Genomic DNA, 24,642 nt, shown 5'->3' with positions numbered 1-24,642 from the left:
GGCAACGCTCATCGGTTTTACAAGAGATTCGCAGGGTCGATAACGACACGCAGGATGCCCTGCTCGTGGTTCATGGTGTGCTTGGAACGCAGACTGAACAGAGCCGTCGACAGCTCCCCCACTGTTACTCGCCCCAGCGCACGAACGACGATACGGTCGCGTTCGTTCTCTCCGGCTCGCCGTAGCTGAGGGACAGGGCCCAATATCTCAAGCTTGTCCCCCATAGCCTCCTTCAGCCGCTCGCTTGCCAGGACAACCGCTTGTGGCTCCCCCTCGACGATCCCACAAGGGGTGGCTGGCGGGAACTGAGCCTCTCGGCGGTCTTTGAGTTCTCCAGCTGCCCAACCGATCGGGTCATTTCGGACCATGGCCTGCAATGCGGCATCCTCCGAGGGGCCGACGATGACTGCCCTCCCCCCGTCACGAACTGACCTGACAAGAGCGAGAATCGTCATCCAACGACCCACGGTCTGCTCAACCGTCGACAGTCCTGGTCGTGATAGGGAGGACACCGCGTCAAGGATGACTGCGCAGGAATACCCAGATGCCGGCACCGGCTCAGCGCCCGGTGTTGCAATAACCAGTCGGGGAAGCGAATCCACGTTGTCCCGCACATGGCTGCCCGAGGAATCGACCACCGGGACGTCCGGGAAAGCTCGCCCCAGCTCGCTCGCCGTTGTGGTCGCTCCCACGATCCCGGATCGGACCTCCTTACAACCGCACTCAGGGCAACGCCACGGACTGAGACGGTTACCGCACCAGCTGCAATGCAGCTCAACCCCTGTCTCAACTCGCCGTCCCGTCACCGGACCGCCACACGAAGGGCACTTCACGGATGTCCGACACCGTGAGCACGACGGGGACAACAAGTCGCCAACTCTGGGCACTGAGACCAGAACAGGTCCACGCAGCAGACCGTCACGAATTGTTGCCATGGCTAAATCGGGCACACGTACCGATCGCGCCAACGGATCGCGGGCCAAGGCAATGTCGGAGTCACCAGGAATACGTACGGGAGCGCACACGGACCTTATCGTTTGACGGTCTGCCCCGATACCGACGAGCCACCCTGACTCCAACCATGACGCACTGCGAACCGAGCAGGAATAGCTCGCCAATAACAAGGCGCAGCGATCACTTTGGGACCGCAGGGCGGCGACATCTCGAGTGTTTGGGTAGGGGACTCGCGGTTCGTCATGCAGGTCAGACCCTTCACCCCACACCGCAATCAATCCAAGATTTGCAACAGGAGCCATCACCGCTGACCTGGTACCAATGACAACCTTGGCCGAGCCTCGGATAACGGCCAGGTAGTGCCGCCACCTCGTCGAGGCAGGTTGGTTAGCGTCGAGGACGGCAACCGTTCCCGATCCCAGGACGGCCTCGATCCTGGCACGCAGAGTGGCGACGTCCTCAAGTGTCGGGCAGCAGATGATCGCGCTGCGGCCCGAGGCAAGGGTGGCGCACACAGCCTGAACCAGGCCATTGGCCCAGTCTCCCACCCCCTCGTCATCTCCCGGTCCGCATACCGGCGTGACGCGCCAATGCACTCTTGGGCGCTCACCAGCCGCGACCAAATCTAGGAAATGACGTCCCCCGGACAGCACGCGCAAGGTGCCAGAAGGCATGGCCCCGGATGGCGCCGGCCACGGCGGTGGATGTGAAGCTTCGGTCGTCGCGTGGCGGCTCGGGATCGCCCATCTGAGCACCTCATCGAGGGTGCCAGCCCAGTGATCGGCAACCTTACGTGCCAGCCTGAGCTGGTCTGGGGTCGAGACAACCTGATCGGAGACGAGCTTCACGACCGGCACCAGCTTGACTCCTGGTTCCTGCTCATGATCGACCGACACCACGATGCCGTCGCACAGCCGACCAGCGAGTTTCACCCGCACCCGCACGCCCACCTGCACACGATCGACAAGCTCGTCGGGGATGAGGTAATCAAAAGGCCGGTCGAGATGGGCCAGACCAGAGGAAACGGCAACATGGGCTATCCATGAGGTCGATTCCAGTAGCGGTTCGGTCATGCGACTGATGTTACGATCCACCACCGACGAGGTATCAGAAGCTGGTGTTCTCTCAAAGGTGGGCAGCTGCGGCCAAGGCATCCGCGCGGTCTGTCAATTCCCAGGTCACGCCCGGCAGCTCGCGTCCGAAATGACCTCCGGCCACCAGCTGAGAGTAGATCGGACGCAACAAGTCGAGGTCCTTGATGATCGCACCGGGACGCAGGTCGAAAACCTCATTGACTGCACGCTCAATCTCGATATCGGGAACGTGGTTGGTCCCGAAGGTGTCGATACGGAATCCCACCGGGTGCGCGGCGCCAATGGCATAGGCCACCTGGCACTCACAGCGATCAGCCAGCCCGGCTGCGACAACGTTCTTAGCCACCCAACGCATGGCGTAGGCAGCAGAACGGTCGACCTTGGAGGGATCCTTTCCTGAGAATGCCCCGCCACCATGGCGCGCCATGCCACCATAGGTGTCAACGATGATCTTGCGGCCAGTGAGACCGGCGTCGCCCATGGGTCCACCGATAACAAACTTGCCAGTCGGGTTCACGAGCACCCTGATGTCCTTGTGCTCAAGGTCATAACGCTCCAGCACTGGATCGATCACCAAGCGACGCAGATCAGGAGTCATCGTCCCGTCAATGTCAATGCCGTCACGATGCTGGCTAGAGACAACGACGGTGTCCACCGCCACGGGTTTGTCGTTCTCGTCGTACCGGATAGTCACCTGAGTCTTGCCGTCAGGGCACAGGTAATCCAGTGCGCCTTCCTTGCGGACCTTCGTCAGCTGCAGGGACAAGGCATGAGCCATGTCAATAGGAAGGGGCATAAGAGACGGGGTATCCGTGCAGGCGTATCCGAACATCATGCCTTGGTCACCGGCACCCTGCGCGTCAATGAGGTCAGTGGACCCGTGCCGGGTTTCGTAGGCCGAGGTCACGCCTTGAGCAATGTCGGGGCTTTGAGCGTCAATCGCAACTGAAACCCCGCACGAAGCACCATCGAAACCCTTGGCGGATGAGTCATAGCCGATGTCGAGGATACGGGAACGAGCGATACCCGCGATGTCGACGTAGGCCTCCGTAGTGACTTCGCCGCAGACCATGACCTGACCGGTCGTCACGACTGTTTCCACTGCGGCGTGCGAGTGGGGGTCCTCGGCAAGGAGAGCGTCGAGAACGCCATCAGAGATCGCGTCAGCAATCTTGTCGGGATGGCCTTCTGTCACCGATTCAGATGTGAACAGACGAGTGGGCATGGTGTGTTTCCTGTCCGCACGGCCACAAGCCGCGCATTGTGTTACTGAGTGGCCAGCAGCTTCTGTACCTCGTCGAGGATGGCTACCGCCGCCAGCGACTTGGATCCAGTAATGCGTCGACCGAGTCCCTGCTGGTGAACTACGGTGACGTCAGTGCCAACCTCGCCAAACACCTTCCCCTCGCTCACATCATTGACGACCAGCAAGTCACATCCCTTGCGGGCGAGCTTGGCCTGCGCCAGCTCAAGCAGCTGAGTGCGGTCAGGTGCGGTTTCAGCGGCAAATCCGACAACGACCCGATTCGGTACCGATTGGGCACAGATACGGGCCAGGACATCGGGAGTTTGGTGGAGTTCGAGAGACGTCATCTCACCTACGACAGAATCTCCCTCGTACTTCTTGATCTTGATATCAGTCTTCACCGGCGCGAAATCAGCTGCGGCAACTGCCTGGATGACGACGTCAGCGTGTGGTGCCAGAGTATCCATGACCTCTGCAAGATCCTCAGTACTGTCAATCCGTGTCACCCCAACGCAAGACGGCACGGCGACATCGGTATGGGCAGCAACCACGTGAACATTGCCACCTCGAGCAGCAGCCACCTGGGCAATAGCTTTACCCATCCGCCCAGACGAGGAATTGCCCAGATATCTCACGGGGTCGATGGCTTCGCGAGTACCTCCCAGCGAGACGACGACACGTTTTCCGGCAAGATCTTGACGGCACATCGCGTCTGCGGCACCCGGGCAGGTCAATAAAAGTTGTACCAACTCGGCGATCTCTTCAGGATCAGGCAGCCGTCCGGGTCCGGAATCTCGACCGGTGAGGCGCCCGGATGCCGGGTCCTTAACAACGATGCCATGACGCCGGAGGGTCTTCACGTTGTCGACAGTGGCGGGATTTTGCCACATCCGTGTGTGCATCGCAGGAGCAAACACCACAGGCGCTGACGTAGCGAGAATCGTCGTGGTCAGCAGGTCATCCGCATGACCACCAGCCACTCGCGCCATCAGGTCGGCGGTCGCTGGGGCAACGACAACCACGTCAGCTCGTTCGGCCAGCCGAATGTGCTCAACGCCAGGCACATCATCGAAAACCTCGGTGTGGACATGGTGTCCGCTCAGTGCTTCCCAGGTCGGACGCCCCACGAATTCGAGGGCGGCCCTGGTAGGCACAATGTGGACCTCATGGCCGGCCTCAGAGAGTAGCCGCGAAAGCAGACATGCTTTATATGCGGCGATTCCTCCTCCGACACCGAGGACGACAACACTCACGCCAGGCTCAGATCAGGCGTTGGGATCAGCGAGATCGGCAAAGGGATCGTCGAGCTCAATGGCCGGAGCCTCTTGGGCCGCAGCGGCCTGCGCAGCGATCTCTTCAGCGTCCATCTCGTGCGCCTCAACGACGCCGGCATGGATTTCGCGCATGGCAATGGACAGCGGCTTCTCCTGGTTGGTGGTCTCCACCAGCGGGCCAACGTTCTCGAGCAAACCTTCCGCCAGCTGCGAGTAGTACGCATTGATCTGACGGGCCCGCTTCGCAGCAAAAAGAACGAGGCGATACTTCGAGTCGACGCGCTCAAGGAGCTCATCGATGGGCGGGTTGACGATGCCTTCAGGTGTGGTCTCGGTCAAGGAATGTCCTCCCAGTGTGGTCACAGACTTAATAACTCTACCAGAGACGCGACAGCGTGGTCTACGGTGTCGTTGACGACAACGGCATCAAACTCATCGGCGTTCGCCAACTCTACCCGGGCCGTCTGCAGCCGACGCTCCTGCTCTTCGGGAGTCTCAGTCCCCCGACCTATCAAACGATGAACAAGTTCATCCCAGGAAGGCGGGGCGAGGAACACCTGGGTAGCCTGCGGATAGGTTTTGCGCACCTGACGAGCGCCTTGAAGATCAATCTCAAGGATGACAGTGCGACCGTCGGCGACCGCCTTCTCAACCGGCTTGCGCGGGGTTCCGTAACGATGACTGTTATGGACGACGGCCCATTCCAGCAACCCATCACCGTCAACAAGGTCGTCGAACTGCTCCGGGGTAATGAAGTCGTAATCGATGCCGTCGCGCTCGGTGGGACGAGGTGGACGAGTCGTTACCGACCGCGAAATGACGATCTCTGGATGTTTGCGCGACAACGCGCTAACCACAGTGCCCTTGCCAACAGCTGTTGGGCCAGAGACAACGACCACCTTGACGGGGCCGTTACGGCGAATGCCACGGGCTTGTGGAATGACAGGGTCGCTGCTCATGGCAATACCATAATCGCCCATGGCGACATCGTGCCGCAGCGAAGGACGTCAGGGGCGACGATCAAACTCGGCGCGCAAGCCGGAAATCTGATGACGTCCCAGCCCACGGATACGGCGGTTCGGGGCAATCTCAAGACGCTCCATGATCTCGGCAGCCCGCTTCTCACCCACGCGGGGAAGGGCCTTCAGCAGATCAACAACCTTGACGTGAGCGAGCACGTCATCCCTGGCCGCCTCATCCAAGGCCGCTGACAACGACAGCTCGCCGGCGCGAACCTTCGCCTTAAATTCTGCTCGGACCCTCCTCGCCCGTGTCGCTGCTTCACGAGCAGCCGAAAGCTGTTGTGGTGAAAGAGTGGGTATGGACACGAGCCCCTCCGATCAAGTGCGCAGCTCTTCCGAACAGTACGGAAGGTCTCCACCAGTACCCCAGTGGAGACCTTCGGCACACTAGTCCGCTTAGCCCGCGTTTGGGTCCGATTTGTCGATATCTGTGTCCAATTCGTGATCTTTGGATGTCGGATGTTCTTCCGAGTCCAGATCCGCCTCGCCAGCCGATTTCGTGGGCCTCGCAGCGTTTTCGGTAGTGGTGTCCACATTGTCGGCCTCGGTAAGGGTCCGTTCCGGATCTGAGGCACTCTTCGTATCCAGCGACTCGGTTTCGTGCGAACCCTCGTCCTCTGACATCTCATCAGCCGCATGGTCGGTGTCCGCAGCCTCGGCTGACACATCTTCCACACGTGCCGGACCATGAGCGATAACGGCGTTCAACAAGCCGTTAAGGAATGGCACCGAGTCATCGGTTGAAAACTCCTCGCTCAGCTCAATGGCCTCAGAGATGATGACAGGGTTCGGGGTATCCGTGTGCAGAATCTCGAAGGCACCCAGCCGAGCAAGAACGCGATCGACCCTTGGCATACGGGCCAACGTCCACCCCTCAGACAGACAGTCGCTAAGGACAGAGTCCACACCCGCCTGCGACGCGACGACACCTCGAACCAGATCAGCCGCGAAGGGCCGCACCGGATTGGTGAACACACTTGGGCGAGCTGCCAAAACATCGAGGGGGTCGGTGCCCATAAGATCGGCCTCAAACAGGATGTCGAGGGCCTGCTTGCGGGCCTTGGAGCGCGTCGAGAGGTCAGCGTGTTTTTGAATATCTCCGCTGACACGCCTGACTTCCAGATCCCCGATCCTCTCGATAGGACCCTCGTCGTCAGGCGTGGAGGTGGTGTTCGTGCTCACTTTTCGGAAATACGACCGAGGTACTCGCCGGAACGAGTGTCAACCTTGACCTTTTCACCAGTGGTGATGAAAAGCGGGACCTGGATTTCACGGCCGGTTTCAAGAGTCGCGGGCTTGGTGCCTCCAGTAGAGCGGTCACCCTGCAGACCCGGTTCCGTGTAGGTGATTTCGAGCTCCACGGAGGCAGGCAAATCAATGTACAGCGGATTGCCCTCATGCAGGGCAACGGTGGCGGTCTGGTTCTCGAGCATGAAATCCTTGGCGTCCCCGACAACCTCAGCAGGAATTGGCAGCTGCTCGTAGCTGGTCTCGTCCATGAAGACGTAGGCATCACCATCTTGGTACAGGTACTGCATATCGCGACGATCGACCTCAGCCGATTCGATCTTGACGTCAGAGTTGAACGTCTTGTCAACGACCTTGCCGCTCAGCACATGCTTGAGCTTGGTACGAACGACGGTATTGCCCTTACCCGGCTTGTGGTGCTGGAACCAGATGACCGTCCACAGCTGGCCGTCAAGGTCGAGAACGGTGCCGTTCTTGATGTCATTGGTGGAAATAACCACAGGTCGGTCCCTTTCGAGATGGGTTGCGTTTATCACGGATCGGGATGGGGGCACGCTGGCCGACATCCCGCCCAAGTCTAGCGGACTGACGGCACCACTCTCTATCGCTGGGCCGTAGGCGTTCCATGACACGCCGTCGCGAACAGCTCGATACCGGCAGGAAATCATCTCGTCGCGTACCATTTACGACATTGTGACCTTGGCCGGACACCTGTTCAGTAACGTTGCCATCATGCACGACTTCGACCCCGCTGAGCTGCGCGCCCACTTTGATCCTGCGACGGATTCCGACCAGCATTCGCTGCGTGAATTCATTGACTTAGTTGCTGATGCTGGATACGTCGTTGACTCCGATGAACATGGTGATGATCCGGAACTTATCGCTCCTGACGGTTCCGCCGTGGAGACCTGGCATGAAGATTACCCCTATCCGACTCTCATGGACAGGCGCGAGTACGAAACTCAGAAAAGGTTGTTGCAGATCGAGCTTCTCAAGCTCCAATACTCCATTGACGACACCGGAGAGCGTCACGTCATCATCTTCGAAGGTCGCGACGCCGCCGGAAAAGGTGGCGCGATCAAGAGATTCAGCGAGCACCTCAATCCGCGTCGCTGCCGTACCGTCGCCCTTGACAAGCCTTCAGACCGCGAACTCGGTCAATGGAACTTCCAGCGTTACATCCAACACTTCCCTACCGCCGGCGAGATCGTGCTGTTCGACCGTTCCTGGTACAACCGTGGCGGTGTCGAGCGGGTCATGGGATTCTGCACTGACGAAGAACACCGGATTTTCCTGCACCAGGCTCCGATTCTCGAAGAGATGATGATTGAGTCGGGGATTCACGTCACCAAATTCTGGTTCTCCGTGACACGTCAAGAACAGCGCACTCGGTTCGCAATTCGACAGCTTGACCCAGTGCGCCGGTGGAAGCTGTCCCCCATGGATTTGGAATCCTTGGGGCGTTGGGACGATTACACCCGTGCCAAGGAGGAGATGTTCGCTGCTACAGACACTGACGCGGCACCCTGGATTTGCATCAAGTCCAACGACAAGAAACGCGCTCGTCTGAATGCAATGAGATATTTCTTGTCGAAATATGATTATGCCGGAAAAGATGAAGAGGTCGTCGGCCAACCCGATCCTCGGTTGGTTCACCGAGCCCGAGACATGGATGGAGACTGAATGAAGCAAGCCCGGCAAAGACTGCTGGTCGTAGTTCTGGCAGCTGGACTTATGACGTGCGGGTGCGCAGCAACATCTCTTGACGAGGATACTGGTGTCCCCATCTCCGCATCCACCACGTCACAGACACCACGAACAGTGTCACCGGCTGCTACGAGACCCCACAAGTCACCCCTGAAGTCGTCGCCTGCCAAATCTCCGGCCACGAAGGCCGTGTAGTGGCTCTTTGCAGTTGAGCAGTGACGGTTTTTACGTCTGTTCTTACCAGAGGTGTACCCCCGGGGTTAGCTTATAGCTAAGGAAAAATGGAGTTGGAATCTGCGTGATAGCCAACACGGCCTCGGTTGATCATGAGCGGACTGCGAGTCCTGAGGTGGTTTCTGAGGCGTGGCGTGCCGAGCAGGCACGGTATGACGCGCGGGTGAAGGCTGAGCGGTCTGATCCGGAGTGCAGGGCGCGGATTCACGCGTTGATCGCGGCGGTTAAGCCGTCGTTTGCTGCCCCGGTTGAACGTCCGCTGGCTGCCCCGGTTGAGCGTCGGGTGGCCGTGTGTTGCTGAGTTTGTGGTTGGCGTGGCACATATTCCGCGCCGTGAAAGGAACAGTGATGATGTGTGATGTTCACCGTCGCGTGGCCGGGGTGGCTGTCGCGGCTGTGGTGGCGGCCGCTGGTGTGGCTGCTGGTTCGGTTGCGTGGGCTGATAGTCCGGCCTCGGCGGGTCCGTCGTACGAGGTGACCGAGTGTGGTCATGTCGTCCAGGATGACGGGACCGTGTCGGGGTTTGTGGCCGTTGAGGTGTCTGATCCTGGCGAGGTCGGCTATGACTTGGTGTTCCATTACGGTGACCTGGTTTCTGACGAGGTGTATCACGGGTCTGGGTCTCAGCCGTGGACGATGCATTTTGACCGGTTGAACGACGATCAGGTCACCGATGAGTGCTCGGTTGATTTCACCGCCCATAAGCCCACAGTTCGCCCGAGTACGTCGAGCAAACCGGGTGCCTCTTCGGCCACGTCTGTCGTGACGGCTTCTGGCACACCGACTGTCGGGGTGGGCACACATGGCCGCTCTGGCCGGGTGGCGGCGGAGTCTGGCCGCCTAGAGGCGGGTGCCTCTAGCGGTGCCGTTGACGTTGATGATCGTAGTGGTGGGGCTTTGCCTCGGACGGGAGTGTGAGTGATGCGTCGTTGTTGTACTATAAAAGATAGGAGAAACGGAGTGGGAGTCTGCGGATAGCCCACACGGCCCCCGGTGGATTGTCCAGCGTGATGCGGACCGAAGCCGGGGGATCCTTTTATGTGTGGGGTTTCATCTGGGTTCAGGTGAGGCCCTTTTATGGTGTGTGGTATTAGAGGTGCCGGTGGAGTCGTGGGGTGCGTGATGGCGCGGGCGTCGCGGGCCGGGGCGGTTGTGGTTGGCGAGTTGGATGTGCTGTGGCGGTCAAGACGCCTCGCGTGCGGCGTTTCCGGTTGCTACTGCTCAGACGGGATCGTTGGGGCTGGTCCCTGAGGGGCCTGGCCTGGGGTAACGCCATTAGCGGGGTTTGAGTCTGCGGGCCCGGCCACCACCGATACGCGGTCGCCGCTGGCGTGCATTCTCGGCGGCGCGTCGTCGACGTTTGTGGTCCATCTCGCGGCAGTGCTGTTCGGCTGCTCGGGCTTGAGCGGCGATAGTGGCGCTGGCTTGAGTACGCAACGCCTGCCTCAACAAGGGGTATTTCTGGGGCGTATCGGGGGCTGGTGCGACTGGCCTGGCCATGGTGCGTCGAGTGTGAGCGTTCATGATGGTGAGAGCATCACCAAGGATGCCTGTGCGGTTTTCCCAATTACGGGGTGCCGGTGTCGCCAGGTCGTGTTGGATGGCCCATGCGGTGGCGTCTGCGGCCCACAGCATTTGTTCACGGCCCGGGTGGGAGTGGAGAAGCTGTATATCGGCCCTGGTGGTCTGGCGTGCTTGGGCGATAGCGGCATCGTCGTGGCGGTGACGTCGGGCATCGAACAGGTGGTCGGCGATGATCGTGTCTACGCCATAGGTGTGGTGTAGTTCGATGGCTAAGGACCGTAACACCCCGTGGCGGATACGAATGTTGACGGTCTCGTTGTTGAGGTTGTCGTGGCCTAGATACACCGATGCCAGGGTGGGGCTGCGTTGTGCGGTGAGCGCGTTGATGATGTCGATATTGTCGCGGCCTTGAGGGTTGCGGTGTTGGTCTGGTGCGGCGTGGAAGGTGTTAGAGCCGATTCCTTGGACAAGGGTGCGCCGGTAGTCGTTGAGGTCTCGGGTGTCGGCTATCACGGCTGTCATGAGGTAGATCGAGCCCACCTGGGGGATCGTGCGATAAGACTCGTCAACGAAAGCCACCAACCCGGGGCGGTTTTCGTAGAGGTCGCGTACTTGAGGATCGGTGACGATCCATGACAGACCGGGTGCCATAAGGGATTCTCCTTACTTGCACAGATGAACGCACGTGGTGTACTGTTTATTTTAGGAAAAACGGAGTTGGAGTCTTCGGACAGCCAACACGGCCCCCGGTGGGATGTCCGACGTGATGTGGACCGACACCGGGGGATCCTTATGTGTGGAGGGTTTCATCTGGGGTCAGGTGAGGCCCTTCGTCAACGAAAGCCACCAATCCAGGACGGTTCTCGTAGAGGTCGCGTACTTGAGGATCGGTGACGATCCATGACAGACCGGGTGCCATAAGGGATTCTCCTTACTTGCACAGATGAACGCACGTGGTGTACTGTTTATTTTAGGAAAAACGGAGTTGGAATCTGCGTGATAGCCAACACGGCCCCCGGTGGATTGTCCGACGTGATGTGGACCGAAGCCGGGGGATCCTTTTGTGTGTGGAGGGTTTCATCTGGGTTCAGGTGAGGCCCTTCTTTTAGAGGTGCCGGCCTTGGCGTGGAGTGCGTGATGACGCGGCGATCGGGGCTTCCGCCGCCGTATAGGTGCGCAGGTGAAGTGCTGCGGGACGTCGGCTGTTCATGCTTGAGGGAGTAGACGGGGTTCGGTTTCCAGCAGTCATGAGGTGATGCCGTGAGCCACAGATTGCCCAACCCCATCGCTATACCACACACGTGCTCCAAACAGTTGCGTTGCCGGGGTGTCAGCAGGTCAGCGCCAGTATGAAGGATTGCAGAGCAGATCACCTGCACGTCCACGATGACCATGCAGCCATTGTTGAAACTGGCACAGGTCCAGGACCTTGCCGGTCACACGGGTCACATGAAACAGGTCCATGACCACCACCGCCTCAGGGACCCCTTCGGTGGTGGCACTTTTGTAGCCGATGAATCACCATCCCAACTCCGCCACGCGGTCATCCGTCTCCACCCTCGTTCACGAAGAGCCAGTTTGTCCACAACTAGTACGGGTATTCGGTTTTTATCCACAGATCTGGAATTTCCTGACGGATTTCGGTGGTCTTCGACGACAACTGAAAGTATGAGAACGTTTCAAGACCAGATCAAGCGCCGTGGAGTTGTCCAGATTGACCGTCGCAGCGATATGCGAGGTCAGGCCGACCGCGCAGTGGCGCGCGGAGAAGCGGTACGAGTCCTGCCCGGAGTTGTTGCTGCCGCCTCCCTTGCCCGCGACCCTCAAACACTCATCCGGGCCCTTTCCTTATGGCATCGCGATGTTGTCCTTCTTGGCAAGGCAGCCCTCGTCCTGCTCGGGATGACGGCCCCTGGAACGACTCAACCGATGGACTGGCGAAGCATTGATGAAATCGAAGCCTTCTCGCCAACCCGCACCCTTATGCGGCCAAGAATTCGTGTTCACCGCTGGCACATGCCGCACCGATTCATCACTGTGCGGGGGAATATCCATCTCGCTACTCCTGAGGTCTCGGTTCTGGTACTGGCTATCCAGGAGGAATGGGAATGGGCCGCTGAAGCCCTGCGACAACGATTCGTCACCCCCGAAACCTGCTGCGAGGCTCGTAAGAGCCTGACAGGCCGGTACCCGATCTCCCACGTCGATACCGCCCTTGCTGACATCACACTCGCGGCGCGGTCGATTCCCGAGCTGGAGATAGACAGGTTGCTCAACTCAGCTCTTCCCAGATAGGGCGAGGAGGGGTTCATGCCGCAGCAGCGCGGGATAGCGACCGGGACTCGCACGCCGAGCCTTCCCGCACCGCCCATCCGCGACGCTTAATCCTGTAACCTCTCGTAGCATTCGACCAGCACGTCTTCGTTGGGATCAACAATCATCGCAACCTCACCGGGCTTACTGATACCGACGAACCTCAGTATCCGCCGTCCGGTCTCAGGATCGAGCCGGGTCTTCTTGTCGAGGTTCATCGTCTCGCGCAGATCCGCCCATTCAACCTCGTCAAAGGTGATAGGTAGCCCAATCCCTGACAGAATCGCCCGGGTGCGAGCTACGACCTCGTCGGATAGTCCTAGATAACGTCGAGACAACTCTGCGGCGAAAACCATCCCGACAGCGTCCGCCTCGCCATGTCGCCAGGTGAAGTGCTCGTGAGCTTCGACGGCATGGGCCAGGGTGTGCCCGTAGTTCAATCTCTCGCGGCCAACCCGGCCATGTGACGAGATCCGCTCATGCAGATCATCACTGACAACTCCAGCTTTCACCTCAACTGCCCGTGTCAGGACCTCAACAAAGGCTTGCGAAGTGACATCGAGAACATCCTGTCCCTCGACGACATCGAGAATCACGGGGTCATTGATAAACCCACACTTGACGATCTCTGCAAGCCCAGAGCGCACTTCACGAATAGGAAGGGATGTCAGGAGATCGGTGTCGCACAGGACTGCCGTCGGCTCGTGGAAAGCCCCAACCAAGTTCTTCCCAGCCGGGATGTTGATACCCGTTTTGCCACCGATCGCGGCGTCAGCCATGGCAAGCACTGTGGTGGGAATCTGAATGACGTCGACCCCGCGCATCCACGTTGCAGCTAGGAATCCGGCCAGGTCAGTGGTGGCTCCCCCACCGAGACCCACAATGATATCGCCACGGGTCATGCCCGCCTCAGCGAGGTCCTGCCAGGCATTGACCAAGACCTGAGGGGTTTTGGCAGCCTCAGCATCTGGCACCTCAATAAGGATCGGATCATCAAGCCGAAGCCGGTCTACCAGGCCCAGAAGCGGTTGGGGACACACCACTGCGACCCGGCGTCCTGCCACTAAACCGACTAATCCCTCCACTGCACGGGACCCGATGAGCACCTGGTAGGGATGTGCCGTCGCTACCTCGACACGATTCACGACTCTCCCTCCAAGTCAGCCAACTCGCCCACAATTACCTCCACAACCTGATCGGGGGTGAGCTTGTCAGTGGCGACCCGGATGGTTGCCGGGCGCTCGTACACGGCTCGACGTTCCTTCATAAGACGTACCAGCTGCGAATGCACCTGACTTCCCAACAGCGGGCGGCCAGTATCCTTCAGCCCGACCCGGTCAGCCGCAGTGCGGGCCGAGACGTCGAGCCACACGACGCATACCTGGTCCAGGGCCTTGCCGACCTCGGCGTCAACCGGTGCTCCCCCACCCAGGGAGACCACGCCACCGCCCTCGATCGCCGCAAGTGTCTCTCGCCTTTCCACCTGGCGAAAGTACGGCTCTCCCTCAGCGAGGAAGATCTCGGGAATATCGCGCCCCTCGACGTCTTCAATAACGGAATCAACGTCTACGAACTTCTCCCCGAGACGATCGGCCAGCAGCGGACCCACAGTCGACTTACCCGATCCGGGGGCACCAATGAGAACGATGACGCTCACGGGGCCACCACCAACCCACGTTCAGCCAGACGCCCCAGATACGCCTGAGCGTTGCGACGGGTCTCAGCTACCGAGTCTCCACCAAACTTCTCCAGAGCGCACTCGGCCACAACCAGCGCAACCATCGCCTCAGCCACGACACCAGCTGCCGGGACCGCACACACGTCAGAACGCTGATGATGAGACTTGGCAGCCTCGCCGGTGGTGGTGTCAATCGTCGGCAGGGCGCGAGGAACCGTGGCGATGGGTTTCATTGCCGCGCGTACCCGCAACACCTGTCCATTCGACATTCCGCCCTCGGTGCCCCCAGCGTGGTCACTCATGCGATGGATACCAGCCTTCGTTGGCTCCATCCAGTCGTGAGCCTGCGAGCCACGACGCCGGGCCAGCTCAAACCCGTCCCCCAACTCGACTCCCTTGATGGCCTGGATTCCCATCAGAGCCCCGGCCAAACGAGCGTCGAGTCGTCGGTCTCCCTGACTGTACGACCCCAAACCGGCGGGTACCCCGTATGCCAGCACCTCGACGACACCCCCCATGGTGTCGCCCTCCTTGCGACACGCCTCTACCTCGGCGACCATTCGCTCACTCGTGGCAGGGTCAGCGCACCGCACCGGATCGGCGTCGATACGGGCGAGATCTCCCGGCTCGGGACGCAAACCCTCAGGACACACGACCGGCCCAAGGGAAACGACATGGGAGAGTATCTCGACATCGAGGGCCTGCTTGAGAAAGGCCTTGGCGACAGCTCCCAGAGCCACTCTCGCAGCAGTTTCTCGGGCGGACGCACGTTCCAAAACTGGACGAGCCTCATCAAAATCGTATTTCTGCATACCGGCAAGGTCAGCGTGTCCCGGGCGAGGTCGCGTCAGGGCAGCCCCGCGAGCCTGCCCGGCCAACTCTTCGGCATCGACAGGTCCAGCAGCCATCACCGTGCGCCATTTGTCCCATTCAGAATTCCCAATGCGAATGGCGATGGGATCGCCCAAGGTCTCGCCATGTCGGAATCCGGCGATCAGCTCCAACTCATCGGCCTCAAAGGACATCCGGGCCCCACGACCCACTCCGAGACGACGACGTCGCAACTCCTCTGAAATCTCCTCGGCCCCAACGCGAACATGGGCTGGAATACCCTCCATCGTCGCGACAAGGGCAGGGCCGTGGGACTCCCCAGCAGTGAGGTAACGCAGCATGGGTCCAGTCTCTCAAAGGCGGACGCGCTCAGCCAGACCGTTCTGCGCTGTGGACCGTAACACCTCCATGGGCACGTCATGTCCCGTCATCAGTCGCACCTGATCGACGGCCTGTGCGGCTAACAGGTCGAGTCCATCAATGACCGTAAGACCAGCATCCTTCCCAGCCACCGTCAGCGGCGTCGGCCACGGATCGTAGATGACGTCGAAGACAGCGCGAGCACGGGCCGCAAGATCTTCGGCACGATCCAGGACTGACCCCGGTGGCACAGTCGACACGATGAGGTCACACCGTGGCGGCTCGGATTCGAACGGTACCCACGCGACGCGGACACCGAGGCGTTCGGCAAGGTCCAGTATCTCAGTCGACCGATCATGCGAGCGCGACATGATAATGGCCTCGTCTGCCCCCAGCTGGACCGCTGCGGCAAGACCCGATCGTGCCGTCGCCCCCGCTCCAAGCATGACCACCGTGCCAAGCTCAGTAACACCTCGGGATTCAAGGGCAGCTTTTGCGCCGGTGACGTCTGTATTACGGATGATGGTCCTTCCATCCTTGCGCACCCAGGTATTCGCCGCCCCCAGCAACTCGACGGTCTCGTCGATCTCACCTAACTCGATGAGGTCAACCTTGTGAGGCATCGTCACTGACAGGCCACGCCACGAATCATCGAGTCCATCAACAAAGGCACGCAGCCCTCCAGGCTCAACGTCAATGGCGTCGTAAGACCAGTTCAGTCCGAGCGCTCGATACGCAGCCCGGTGGATCGCCGGGGACAGGGAATGGGCTACCGGGTGGCCAATGACCGCGCAACGCATCGTCAACTCCCCCAAGATCAGCACTTGCCCTTATGTGCTTGGCACCATGCCTGGAACTTCTCCACGTTCTTCTCGTGATCCGCCAGTGTCTTGGCATAAGCCGTGGTCCCCTTTTCGGGATCGGTGACGACCCAGAACAGATAATCGCTCTTGATCGGGGTGACCGCTGCCTCCATCGAGGCCGCGCCAGGGTTATTGATGGGAGTCGGCGGGAGACCTTCGTAAAGGTACGTGTTGTAGGGAGAATCCTTGGCACGCTGCTCGTCAGTCGTCGTCAGCTTACCTTCCGCATGGTTGGCATACAGCACCGTCGCATCCGACTCCAACTTCATACCCTGATTAAGTCGGTTGTAGATGATACCGGCGACCATCCTCATGTCCTTGGGATCCTTGGCTTCTTTCTCCAGAATGGAGGCGACGATAAGAGCGTCATACGGGCTGCGCTTGATCGTCTGAGCCTGGCCCGTGAAATTCATGGTGTTGACCTGTTTGACGAACTGGGTCGTCTGCATTTGCAAGATCTCCATCGGCGTCGGGTTGGACCCCACCTCGTAGGTGTCGGGGAAGAGGAATCCCTCGGGGCGGCCCTTGGCCCACCCCGGCAGACCCAGGCTCTTGGTCTGCTTGTAGGCGGCTTTGAACTTGGCAACGGGCATCGTGGTGCCCTTGGCCATGATGGCGAACTGCTCTTCGGTCGTCAGCCCTTCAGGCAGGGTGACGCGGGTGCGCTGGATGTTATCTGGGTTACCCACGATGGATACAGCCTTGGCAGCGCTCATATGGGTCTTGAGTTTGTATTGGCCGGCCTGAATCGTGATATCGGACTCTGAGTCGCGAATGGCCTTGTTGTAGGCCTTGGTCGACTTGATGACGTCGTTGTCGAGCAGAATCGAACCCACCTCGCTCACCGACGCCCCTACGGGTACGCGCACCAAGATGTCCTTCTCGCCATCACCGATGTAATCGTCGACCGACTTGTACGAAATGTACGCGTCATAGACCTTGACGCCGACGAAAACACACCCGCCAACGAGGACCGCCAAGGACAAAATGACCGCCACAGCGCTGCGAACTCGGTACCAGAACTCCGCCTTGGGGTCATCGTGCTCGTCAAACGGTCCGCTCACGACTCCGCCTCTCCTGTCATCGTCGCCGATCGAGCCGACCGGACTTGCTCCAACACGTGCTCCAGTATGGCCACCGCAGCGGCTTGGTCAATAACGCCACGCTGCTTGCGCGCGGTGCGTCCGGCGTCGTGAAGAGCGCGAGCGGCCGTTCGGGTGGTCATTCGCTCATCCACCCAGCGCACCGGAATGGGACTGATGATCTTAGCCAGCTGTCGTCCAGCTTCCCGAACGTCCCGCGCGGCGATCTGTTCGGTACCGTCGAGGGCCACGGGAAGACCCATGATGACCTCGACGGGCTCATATTCGCCAATGATTTCAGCCAACCGCTGCAACGGTCTGTTCGCGGTCTGCACCGTCTCAACCGGGAACGCCAGGATGGCGTCGCGATCGCTCGCCGCCACACCGATCCGTGCTTTTCCCCAGTCCACAGCGATCCTCACCCCGCGCAGGGTGGTGTCAGGGCGTTCTTCGGGTTTCACAGCGCAGTCAGCTCGGTGTTGATAGCGCGAAGGGCTGCGTCAATGCCAGACGAGTCGCTGCCAGCGCCCTGGGCCATGTCGTCCTTACCGCCTCCGCGACCACCAATGGGGCCGGTACCGGCCTTGATGAGGGTACCTGCCTTGGCTCCGGCAGCTCGAGCGGACTCGGTCGTTGCAACGATGATGGCGGGCTTGTCGTCAGTACCTCCGATGAGAGTGACGACGGCCGGACGCTCCTTGACGCGAACCCGAACCTCAGAGGCTAGAGTGCGCAGGTCGTTACCCACCACCCCTGGCACCTTGGCCGCGATAAGGTCGAAGGCCCCGGCTGCGGCTGCCCCGGCCACGATGTCGTCAACCTGTCCCATCAGCTCGCGAGTACGGGCGGCGGCCAACTTGCGCTCGGCTTTCTTGAGATCGGCAGCAAGCTTGGCAACACGGTCGGCAAGCTGGTCAGGTTGAACCTTGAGCATTCCCGTGAGTTCGTTGACCAGAGCACGTTCGGCAGCCATGTGGTGGAACGCGTCGGTGGAGACCAGGGCTTCGACGCGACGAGTTCCAGAACCTACCGATTGTTCGCCCAGCAGGCTCAACATACCGATACGACCGGTGGAAGCCACGTGAGTACCACCGCACAACTCCCGCGACCATGGACCGGCCAACTCGACGACACGCACTATCGGCGGATACTTTTCACCGAACATGGCCATCGCCCCCATGGCCTTCGCCTCCTCCAGCGGCATCTGGGTATCAGTCACCTCGAAATCGTCATGAATCGCGGCATTGCACCGCTCCTCAATCTCATCTTTGAGGGAATCCGAAAGCCCCTTGGTGGCCGAGAAGTCGAAGCGCAAATAACCGGGCTTGTTGTAGGAGCCGGCCTGGGTGGCTGACGGACCGACGAGTTCGCGTAACGCGGCGTGGATGATGTGGGTGGCGGTGTGAGCTTGGCACGCACCGAACCGAGTGGTCGGGTTCACCTGAGCCGTCACCTGGTCGCCCACGGCTAGATCACCGTCCAGACGCACCTTGTGGACAATGAGGCCGGGAACCGGACGCTGAACGTCGAGAACCTCCAGATCGAAACCATTGGCGCGAATGAGACCGGAATCGGAATCCTGGCCGCCCATCTCGGCATAGAACGGCGTCTCGGCGAGCACAACCTCGACGACCGATCCCGACTCGGCAGCTGTAACCGAGGCACCGTTGGCGATAATGCCGGTGACGGTGGTCTCAACGGTCAGATCAGTGTAGCCAAGGAAGGGAGTCTCCCCGAGAGCGCGCACCTGGGAATACGCCTCGGGGTCGGTAAGCAAACCTTTCTTAGCCTTGGAGTCTGCCTTCGCTCGGGCACGCTGCTCGGCCATCAAAGTGGTGAACTTGTCACGGTCAACCTGCAGTCCTTGCTCCGCTGCCATCTCCAGAGTGAGGTCGATCGGGAAACCGTACGTGTCATGAAGTTGAAAGGCTTTGTCACCAGACAGCGTCTTAGAACCAGCGGCTTTGGTTTCGGCTACCGCCGCGTCAAGCATCGCAGTGCCAGCGCTGAGGGTGCGTCGGAAAGTCTCTTCCTCAGCGGTGGCGGCCCCGATGACGCGATCCCACTGAGTCAGGACGTCGGGGAAAGAGGCAGACATGAGGTCACGGGAGACCGGCAGCAGCTCCGGCAGTACTGGGTCTTCCACCCCCAGCAGACGCATGGCTCGCACGACGCGACGTAGCAGGCGTCGAAGCACGTAGCCACGGGCTTCGTTACCGGGGGTAACGCCGTCGGTCATGAGCATGAGACCGGAACGGACGTGGTCAGCGACCACGCGCAACCGAACGTCGTCGTCGTGGTTGGCACCGTAGTGTTTGCCCGACATATCCGAGGCTTTCTCGATGACGGGGAACACCTGGTCGATTTCGTACATATTGTCGACTCCCTGGAGCAGGTAAGCGATCCGCTCCAGACCGGCGCCGGTGTCGATATTGAGACTGCGCAGTGGGCCGGCGATGTCGAAGTCGTCCTTGGCACGCACCTCGGACAGGTCCTCGGTCTCAAAAACCAAGTTCCAGATCTCCAAGTAGCGGTCCTCATCGGCCTCCGGGCCGCCGTCGGGGCCATATGCCGGACCACGGTCAATGTAGATTTCAGAACATGGACCGCCCGGTCCAGGAATACCCATGTGCCAATAGTTGTCCTTGAGAGACCGGCCCTGGATGTGGTCCTCGGGAACCCCAACTGCGCGCCAGGCCTCGCGAGCCTCAACATCACCCTCGGGGTAATCCGGGTGAAACCCTGGACCCAACACTGTCACCCAGATGTTGGCTGGGTCGAAGCCAAATCCGCCCTGATCGGCAGGGTTGGTCACGAGTTCCCAGGCATACTGAATGGCCTCAGTTTTGAAGTAGTCGCCGAAGGAGAAGTTTCCCAGCATCTGGAAGAAAGTGCCGTGACGGGTGGTCTTGCCGACCTCGTCGATGTCGAGGGTACGAACGCACTTCTGGATGCTGGTGGCACGCTTCCATGGGGAAGGTTCAGTGCCCATAAGGTAGGGCTTGAACGGCACCATACCGGCATTGACGAACAGCAGGGTGGGGTCGTTGTACAGCAGCGAAGCGCTCGGCACCACTGCGTGACCCTTACTGTTGAAGAAGTCGACGAAGCGCTGTCCGATCTCCGCTGTTCTCATGCCTGGTCCTTCTTGACGTGGTCGCTGGTTGTGGCCTGTGGCGGTCGTCCCGTCAGATCTCAGGACACACCGCGTCCTAACCCTACTAGCCCTAGCGGCAGGCCACACCTCAGCACGTCACCGAATAGAGCGGGATGACAGGAGAGCGGGTTGGCGGCTGAGAGCACAATCTGGTTGAAGATCACTTCTGCCTGTCGATGTTGTCAACGCTACTCACCTCGGCCGCAGCGGCCTCATTGTCGATCTGAGATCGACGCTTACGGCGTTTGGGGCGACGAATAGTACGTCTCACTCCCTCACCGAACGCAGCCGCCTTGACCATTGGGGTCCCCACAGTTTGGGTGAATGTCTGAGCGAGTTGAGCAGCCTGACCCGTAACGACGGTGCCGTGTTCGGAAATCGTGTGAATGTCCTCGATGACCTGGTCGAGCTTGGAGATCTCTCCGTTGGTAATGACAACCGTTCCTTTCAGCTCCTCCAGGATAGGAACCGTAGACTCATCCACGTCACGGACGGTCTTGCGCACCTCGTCAAGGACGCCACCAAGTTTGAGCAATGGCACGGCGCACAACGCGACAAGGACCACCGCCGCGAGAGCAGCGATGAGTCCGGCGATCTGACCCAGAGTCATGACTTCTTCTTCTCCTCGGTGGTGTCTCGCCCGAGCAGCACTCGTATCTGGCTCAGACGTTGTGAAATGGCAGCTTCGTTCCCATGGTCAGTCGGGTGGTAGTACCGCGTTGAGGCGATGTCGTCGGGCAGATACTGCTGTTCAGCCACCCCGTGCGGGAAGTTGTGGGCGTAACGGTATCCGACCCCGTGGCCCAGATCGTGAGCCGATGAATAGTGCGCGTCACGCAGATGTGGTGGGACCTCTCCGCCCTTGCCAGCGCGGACGTCGGCCAAGGCACCGTCAATGGCGGTGATAACAGCATTGGACTTCGGCGCGGTGGCTGCGGCTATCGTCGCCTGAGCCAGGTTAAGCCGGGCTTCCGGCATCCCGATGAGCTGGACGGCCTGGGCCGCAGCGACGCAGGTCTGCAGCACACTCGGTGCCGCCATACCAATATCTTCGCTGGCCAGAATCACCAGACGTCGTGCGATGAACCGGGGGTCCTCCCCTGCCTCAATCATTCGGGCCAGATAGTGCACGGCAGCGTCGACGTCAGACCCTCGTACCGACTTGATGAACGCGCTGATGACATCGTAGTGCTGGTCGCCGTCACGGTCGTAACGCACTGCGGCCCGGTCCACCGCCGATGAGACGATGTGGCTGGTGATGGTGTCAGTGCCAGCCGCCTTTGCCCCGGCAGCAGCTTCCTCGAGATAGGTCAGGGCACGCCGAGCGTCTCCTCCAGCCAGCTGCAGCAGATCGGCTCGAGCTTCGTCGTCAAGGGTGTAGAACCCGTCGGCCTCGGTGCGCAGCCCGCGCGGATCGCTCAAGGCACGATCGATGAGGGTGGAGACGTCAGCCTCGGTGAGTGGCTTAAGCGTCAGCAGCAAGGATCGCGACAGCAGCGGAGAGATCACCGAGAAGGATGGATTCTCCGTGGTAGCAGCAATAAGAGTCACAGTTCTGTTCTCGACTGCGGGCAGCAAGACGTCTTGCTGCGCCTTGGAGAACCGGTGTACCTCATCGACGAAGAGGACGGTCGGTTTGCCCAGCGCCAACTGGCGACGCGCGGTATCGAGTTCTCGACGAACGTCCTTAACCCCGGCAGTGACGGCCGAGATTTCAACAAATCGCCGGTTCGTGGAATGAGACACCACCGAGGCAATCGTCGTCTTTCCGACCCCGGGCGGACCCCACAGAAAAACGCTCATAGCTCCGGTACCTTCAGCCAGCCGTCGCAACGGCGACCCGGGGGTCAGCAGGTGTTGTTGACCGACGATCTCGTCAATGGTGCGGGGACGCAGTCGAACGGCCAGTGGTGCGTCGGGGTTGGGAGTATCCAGGGACCCGCCGCTGGTCGCGTCGGGCTGTGCCGACCCGACGTTGCCAAAGAGATCCTCACTCACCGTGCCACCATATCGCCGTGCTGCGACACCTCGGCACCCACGGATGTTCGCAATAAAGAACAGGCGGCAACTGCCTAGACAGTCGCCGCCCGTCCTCAGCTGAGCACCATCACTTCTTGGGCGTACCTCCCTTGTCGTTGTGCCCCTCGGAACTCTTCTTCGGCTTGGCGTCCACGCCGGCTTCGCGACGCTGAGCCGGGGTAATGGGGGCCGGAGCAGCCGTCAGCGGATCGTAGCCATTGCCGGTCTTCGGGAAAGCGATGACGTCACGGATGGTCTCGAAACCGCCGAGCAGCATGACAAGGCGGTCCAGACCGAAGGCGATACCGCCGTGCGGCGGGGCACCAAACTTGAAAGCGTCAAGGAGGAATCCGAACTTTTCCTGAGCCTCTTGGGGGCCGATACCCATAACGTTGAACACGCGTTCCTGAACGTCACGGCGGTGGATACGAATAGATCCGCCGCCAACCTCGTTGCCATTGACGACGAAGTCATAGGCATAGGCGAGGGCCGAACCCGGATCGGTGTCGAAAGTATCCATGCACTCGGGGGTCGGGCTGGTGAAAGCGTGGTGAACAGCTGTCCAGGCACCACTGCCAACCGCGACGTCACCGGAGGCCTCAGCTTCCTTCGTCGGCTTGAACAGCGGAGCGTCCACAACCCAGCAGAAGGCCCAATCAGCCGGATCAAAGAGCTCACAGCGACGACCGATCTCCAGCCGAGCCGCACCGAGCAACTCCTGGGAGGGGGTCTTTGGACCGGCGGCAAAGAAGATAGCGTCACCGGGTTTGGCACCGACCTTCTCGGCAATGCCGGCCCTCTCTTCTTCAGAGATGTTCTTGGCAACCGGGCCGCCAAGCACACCCTCGTCAGAAACGGTGATGTAGGCCAGCCCCTTGGCGCCGCGCGTACGGGCCCACTCCTGCCAGGCATCGAACTGGCGGCGCGGAAGCGAGGCTCCACCAGGCATGACGACGGCACCGACGTAGGGAGCTTGGAACACCCGGAACGGAGTATTGGCGAAGAAGTCGGTGACCTCAGTGATCTCGTTGCCAAAACGCAAATCTGGCTTGTCAGAGCCATAACGGTCCATCGCCTCATGCCAGGTGATACGCGGCAGCGGAGTCGGCATATCGACACCGATGATCTTCCAACAGGCCGCCATGACCTCCTCGGCGAGAGCAATGACGTCATCTTGATCGACGAAGCTCATCTCGACATCGAGCTGGGTGAACTCAGGCTGCCGATCAGCGCGGAAATCTTCGTCGCGGTAGCAGCGGGCGATCTGGTAATAGCGCTCCATGCCCGACACCATGAGCAGCTGCTTGAACAGCTGAGGGCTTTGCGGCAGGGCGTACCAACAGCCTGGGGCCAGACGAGCCGGGACGAGGAAGTCACGGGCACCCTCAGGGGTGGATCGCGTCAAGGTTGGGGTCTCGATGTCGTAGAAATCGTGGCGGTCGAGAACCTCTCGAATAGCGTGAGTCACCTTCGAGCGTAGTACCAGGGCCTCATGCTGACGCGGGCGGCGCAGGTCCAAGTAGCGGTACTTGAGTCGGGCATCTTCTCCGACGGTGACATGCTCGTCGATTTGGAAAGGCAGCGGGGCTGACGGATTGAGAACCTCGAGTTCGGAGATCGCGACCTCAATCTCACCGGTGGGAAGGTTCGGGTTGGCGTTGCCCTCGGGACGAGCCTCGATGACACCTGTCACCTTGATGCAGTACTCGTTGCGCAAATCGTGGGCGCCCGAGGACTCCAGGATTTCGTCACGAATGACGACCTGGGCCAGACCTGATGCATCGCGAAGATCGATGAAGGCGACGCCGCCGTGATCGCGTCGGTGCCCGACCCATCCAGCGAGAGTCACCTCCTTGCCGATATCACTGGCTCGCAGGGTTCCGGCGTCATGGGTTCGCAGCACGTCTCATCCTTCCGTTGTCGCAGGCCACGTATAGACGGTACGGGCCGCCGACCAGCATACCGACAGCCACCTCAACCGTCATCCGGGAAAATCGCCGGAACAGCAGAAGAGCGCCGTGACGGCAATCCCCGCA

The 24,642-nt window shown here is 60.4% G+C and carries 23 protein-coding genes and 2 pseudogenes; 4 read left to right on the top strand and 21 right to left on the bottom strand.

All coding sequences use genetic code 11. From position 1 onward, the window contains the following. Positions 1-17: 17 nt before the first annotated feature. From Q4B98_RS02815 to efp, 8 genes are all read right to left on the bottom strand, one after another. Complete coding sequence (locus Q4B98_RS02815) at positions 18-2,036, bottom strand: primosomal protein N' (protein ID WP_303195639.1); 2,019 nt, start codon at positions 2,034-2,036, stop codon at positions 18-20. 43 nt (positions 2,037-2,079) lie between these two features. Then, the gene (gene metK / locus Q4B98_RS02810; protein ID WP_303195273.1) at positions 2,080-3,273 is read right to left on the bottom strand and encodes a methionine adenosyltransferase; all 1,194 of its coding nucleotides are present in this window, start codon (positions 3,271-3,273) and stop codon (positions 2,080-2,082) included. 41 nt (positions 3,274-3,314) lie between these two features. Continuing rightward, positions 3,315-4,547: a bifunctional phosphopantothenoylcysteine decarboxylase/phosphopantothenate--cysteine ligase CoaBC gene (gene coaBC / locus Q4B98_RS02805; RefSeq protein ID WP_303195271.1), complete on the bottom strand. Its 1,233-nt coding sequence runs from the start codon at positions 4,545-4,547 to the stop codon at positions 3,315-3,317. Positions 4,548-4,559: 12 nt separating this feature from the next. Further along, positions 4,560-4,907, bottom strand: a complete 348-nt coding sequence (gene rpoZ / locus Q4B98_RS02800; protein WP_303195270.1) for a DNA-directed RNA polymerase subunit omega — start codon at positions 4,905-4,907, stop codon at positions 4,560-4,562. A gap of 20 nt (positions 4,908-4,927) precedes the next feature. Next, positions 4,928-5,527: a guanylate kinase gene (gmk, locus tag Q4B98_RS02795; protein WP_303195269.1), complete on the bottom strand. Its 600-nt coding sequence runs from the start codon at positions 5,525-5,527 to the stop codon at positions 4,928-4,930. Between the two features lie 48 nt (positions 5,528-5,575). Continuing rightward, positions 5,576-5,896 (bottom strand): integration host factor, actinobacterial type, encoded by a 321-nt coding sequence (gene mihF, locus Q4B98_RS02790; protein WP_303195267.1) that lies wholly within the window; start codon positions 5,894-5,896, stop codon positions 5,576-5,578. A 90-nt stretch (positions 5,897-5,986) separates the two neighbouring features. Then, entirely contained in the window at positions 5,987-6,772 is a 786-nt protein-coding gene (gene nusB, locus Q4B98_RS02785) for a transcription antitermination factor NusB (protein WP_303195265.1), read from the bottom strand. Next, complete coding sequence (efp, locus tag Q4B98_RS02780; RefSeq protein ID WP_303195264.1) at positions 6,769-7,338, bottom strand: elongation factor P; 570 nt, start codon at positions 7,336-7,338, stop codon at positions 6,769-6,771. Before efp ends, nusB begins: the two co-directional genes overlap by 4 nt. A 232-nt stretch (positions 7,339-7,570) precedes the next feature. Between efp and ppk2 the strand changes: the two genes are divergently transcribed. The 3 genes from ppk2 to Q4B98_RS02765 all read left to right on the top strand — a co-directional run bounded on the left by ppk2 (position 7,571) and on the right by Q4B98_RS02765 (position 9,697). Beyond that, positions 7,571-8,521, top strand: coding sequence for a polyphosphate kinase 2 (gene ppk2 / locus Q4B98_RS02775; RefSeq protein WP_303195263.1), 951 nt, complete (start codon positions 7,571-7,573; stop codon positions 8,519-8,521). A 322-nt stretch (positions 8,522-8,843) separates the two neighbouring features. Beyond that, positions 8,844-9,080, top strand: coding sequence for a hypothetical protein (locus tag Q4B98_RS02770; protein ID WP_303195262.1), 237 nt, complete (start codon positions 8,844-8,846; stop codon positions 9,078-9,080). Between the two features lie 32 nt (positions 9,081-9,112). After that, positions 9,113-9,697 (top strand): hypothetical protein, encoded by a 585-nt coding sequence (locus Q4B98_RS02765; protein WP_303195261.1) that lies wholly within the window; start codon positions 9,113-9,115, stop codon positions 9,695-9,697. A gap of 357 nt (positions 9,698-10,054) precedes the next feature. Here the strand turns inward: Q4B98_RS02765 and Q4B98_RS02760 are convergent, their stop codons facing one another. The 3 genes and pseudogenes from Q4B98_RS02760 to Q4B98_RS02750 all read right to left on the bottom strand — a co-directional run. Further along, the gene (locus Q4B98_RS02760; protein WP_303195260.1) at positions 10,055-10,954 is read right to left on the bottom strand and encodes a hypothetical protein; all 900 of its coding nucleotides are present in this window, start codon (positions 10,952-10,954) and stop codon (positions 10,055-10,057) included. 139 nt (positions 10,955-11,093) lie between these two features. Further along, positions 11,094-11,222, bottom strand: coding sequence for a hypothetical protein (locus Q4B98_RS02755; protein WP_303195258.1), 129 nt, complete (start codon positions 11,220-11,222; stop codon positions 11,094-11,096). A 385-nt stretch (positions 11,223-11,607) separates the two neighbouring features. After that, a pseudogene (locus Q4B98_RS02750) lies at positions 11,608-11,835 on the bottom strand (transposase); the annotation flags it as partial. A 136-nt stretch (positions 11,836-11,971) separates the two neighbouring features. On the opposite strand from Q4B98_RS02750, the pseudogene Q4B98_RS02745 reads away from it, so the two are divergent. Further along, a pseudogene (locus tag Q4B98_RS02745) lies at positions 11,972-12,583 on the top strand (hypothetical protein); the annotation flags it as partial. Between the two features lie 101 nt (positions 12,584-12,684). Here Q4B98_RS02745 and Q4B98_RS02740 read toward each other — a convergent pair. The 10 genes from Q4B98_RS02740 to aspS all read right to left on the bottom strand — a co-directional run bounded on the left by Q4B98_RS02740 (position 12,685) and on the right by aspS (position 24,509). Then, entirely contained in the window at positions 12,685-13,761 is a 1,077-nt protein-coding gene (locus Q4B98_RS02740) for a 3-dehydroquinate synthase (protein WP_303195257.1), read from the bottom strand. Then, positions 13,758-14,273, bottom strand: a complete 516-nt coding sequence (locus Q4B98_RS02735) for a shikimate kinase (protein WP_303195256.1) — start codon at positions 14,271-14,273, stop codon at positions 13,758-13,760. Before Q4B98_RS02735 ends, Q4B98_RS02740 begins: the two co-directional genes overlap by 4 nt. Beyond that, positions 14,270-15,466, bottom strand: a complete 1,197-nt coding sequence (gene aroC / locus Q4B98_RS02730; protein ID WP_303195254.1) for a chorismate synthase — start codon at positions 15,464-15,466, stop codon at positions 14,270-14,272. The genes Q4B98_RS02735 and aroC overlap by 4 nt, the downstream gene beginning before the upstream one ends. A 12-nt stretch (positions 15,467-15,478) precedes the next feature. Continuing rightward, a complete protein-coding gene (locus Q4B98_RS02725) occupies positions 15,479-16,285 on the bottom strand; it encodes a shikimate dehydrogenase (protein ID WP_303195253.1) in 807 nt (268 codons plus the stop codon). A 17-nt stretch (positions 16,286-16,302) separates the two neighbouring features. Continuing rightward, positions 16,303-17,412, bottom strand: a complete 1,110-nt coding sequence (gene mltG, locus Q4B98_RS02720) for an endolytic transglycosylase MltG (protein ID WP_303195252.1) — start codon at positions 17,410-17,412, stop codon at positions 16,303-16,305. Beyond that, positions 17,409-17,852 (bottom strand): Holliday junction resolvase RuvX, encoded by a 444-nt coding sequence (gene ruvX, locus Q4B98_RS02715; RefSeq protein ID WP_303195250.1) that lies wholly within the window; start codon positions 17,850-17,852, stop codon positions 17,409-17,411. Before ruvX ends, mltG begins: the two co-directional genes overlap by 4 nt. A 35-nt stretch (positions 17,853-17,887) precedes the next feature. Further along, positions 17,888-20,566 carry an alanine--tRNA ligase gene (gene alaS, locus Q4B98_RS02710; RefSeq protein ID WP_303195248.1) on the bottom strand — a complete coding sequence of 893 codons (2,679 nt, stop codon included), beginning with the start codon at positions 20,564-20,566 and terminating at the stop codon, positions 17,888-17,890. Between the two features lie 181 nt (positions 20,567-20,747). Next, complete coding sequence (locus Q4B98_RS02705) at positions 20,748-21,197, bottom strand: DUF948 domain-containing protein (protein ID WP_303195246.1); 450 nt, start codon at positions 21,195-21,197, stop codon at positions 20,748-20,750. Continuing rightward, the gene (locus Q4B98_RS02700) at positions 21,194-22,585 is read right to left on the bottom strand and encodes a replication-associated recombination protein A (protein ID WP_303195244.1); all 1,392 of its coding nucleotides are present in this window, start codon (positions 22,583-22,585) and stop codon (positions 21,194-21,196) included. Before Q4B98_RS02700 ends, Q4B98_RS02705 begins: the two co-directional genes overlap by 4 nt. Before the next feature lie 109 nt (positions 22,586-22,694). Further along, positions 22,695-24,509 carry an aspartate--tRNA ligase gene (gene aspS, locus Q4B98_RS02695; protein ID WP_303195242.1) on the bottom strand — a complete coding sequence of 605 codons (1,815 nt, stop codon included), beginning with the start codon at positions 24,507-24,509 and terminating at the stop codon, positions 22,695-22,697. Positions 24,510-24,642 lie beyond the last annotated feature (133 nt).

The sequence above is a fragment of the Cutibacterium sp. genome (assembly GCF_030525615.1).
Taxonomy (GTDB): domain Bacteria; phylum Actinomycetota; class Actinomycetes; order Propionibacteriales; family Propionibacteriaceae; genus Cutibacterium.
Note: the sequence above shows the minus strand (reverse complement) of the source record. Positions and strands in the feature narration are given on the sequence as shown.

Bases quoted from the DNA above. Each gene is read 5' to 3' on its own strand.
- metK (WP_303195273.1), bottom strand. From the start codon at position 3,273: ATGCCCACTCGTCTGTTCACATCTGAATCGGTGACAGAAGGCCATCCC.
- gmk (WP_303195269.1), bottom strand. From the start codon at position 5,527: ATGAGCAGCGACCCTGTCATTCCACAAGCCCGTGGCATTCGCCGTAAC.
- ppk2 (WP_303195263.1), top strand. From the start codon at position 7,571: ATGCACGACTTCGACCCCGCTGAGCTGCGCGCCCACTTTGATCCTGCG.
- Q4B98_RS02760 (WP_303195260.1), bottom strand. From the start codon at position 10,954: ATGGCACCCGGTCTGTCATGGATCGTCACCGATCCTCAAGTACGCGAC.
- Q4B98_RS02755 (WP_303195258.1), bottom strand. From the start codon at position 11,222: ATGGCACCCGGTCTGTCATGGATCGTCACCGATCCTCAAGTACGCGAC.
- aroC (WP_303195254.1), bottom strand. From the start codon at position 15,466: ATGCTGCGTTACCTCACTGCTGGGGAGTCCCACGGCCCTGCCCTTGTC.
- Q4B98_RS02725 (WP_303195253.1), bottom strand. From the start codon at position 16,285: ATGCGTTGCGCGGTCATTGGCCACCCGGTAGCCCATTCCCTGTCCCCG.
- alaS (WP_303195248.1), bottom strand. From the start codon at position 20,566: ATGAGAACAGCGGAGATCGGACAGCGCTTCGTCGACTTCTTCAACAGT.
- Q4B98_RS02705 (WP_303195246.1), bottom strand. From the start codon at position 21,197: ATGACTCTGGGTCAGATCGCCGGACTCATCGCTGCTCTCGCGGCGGTG.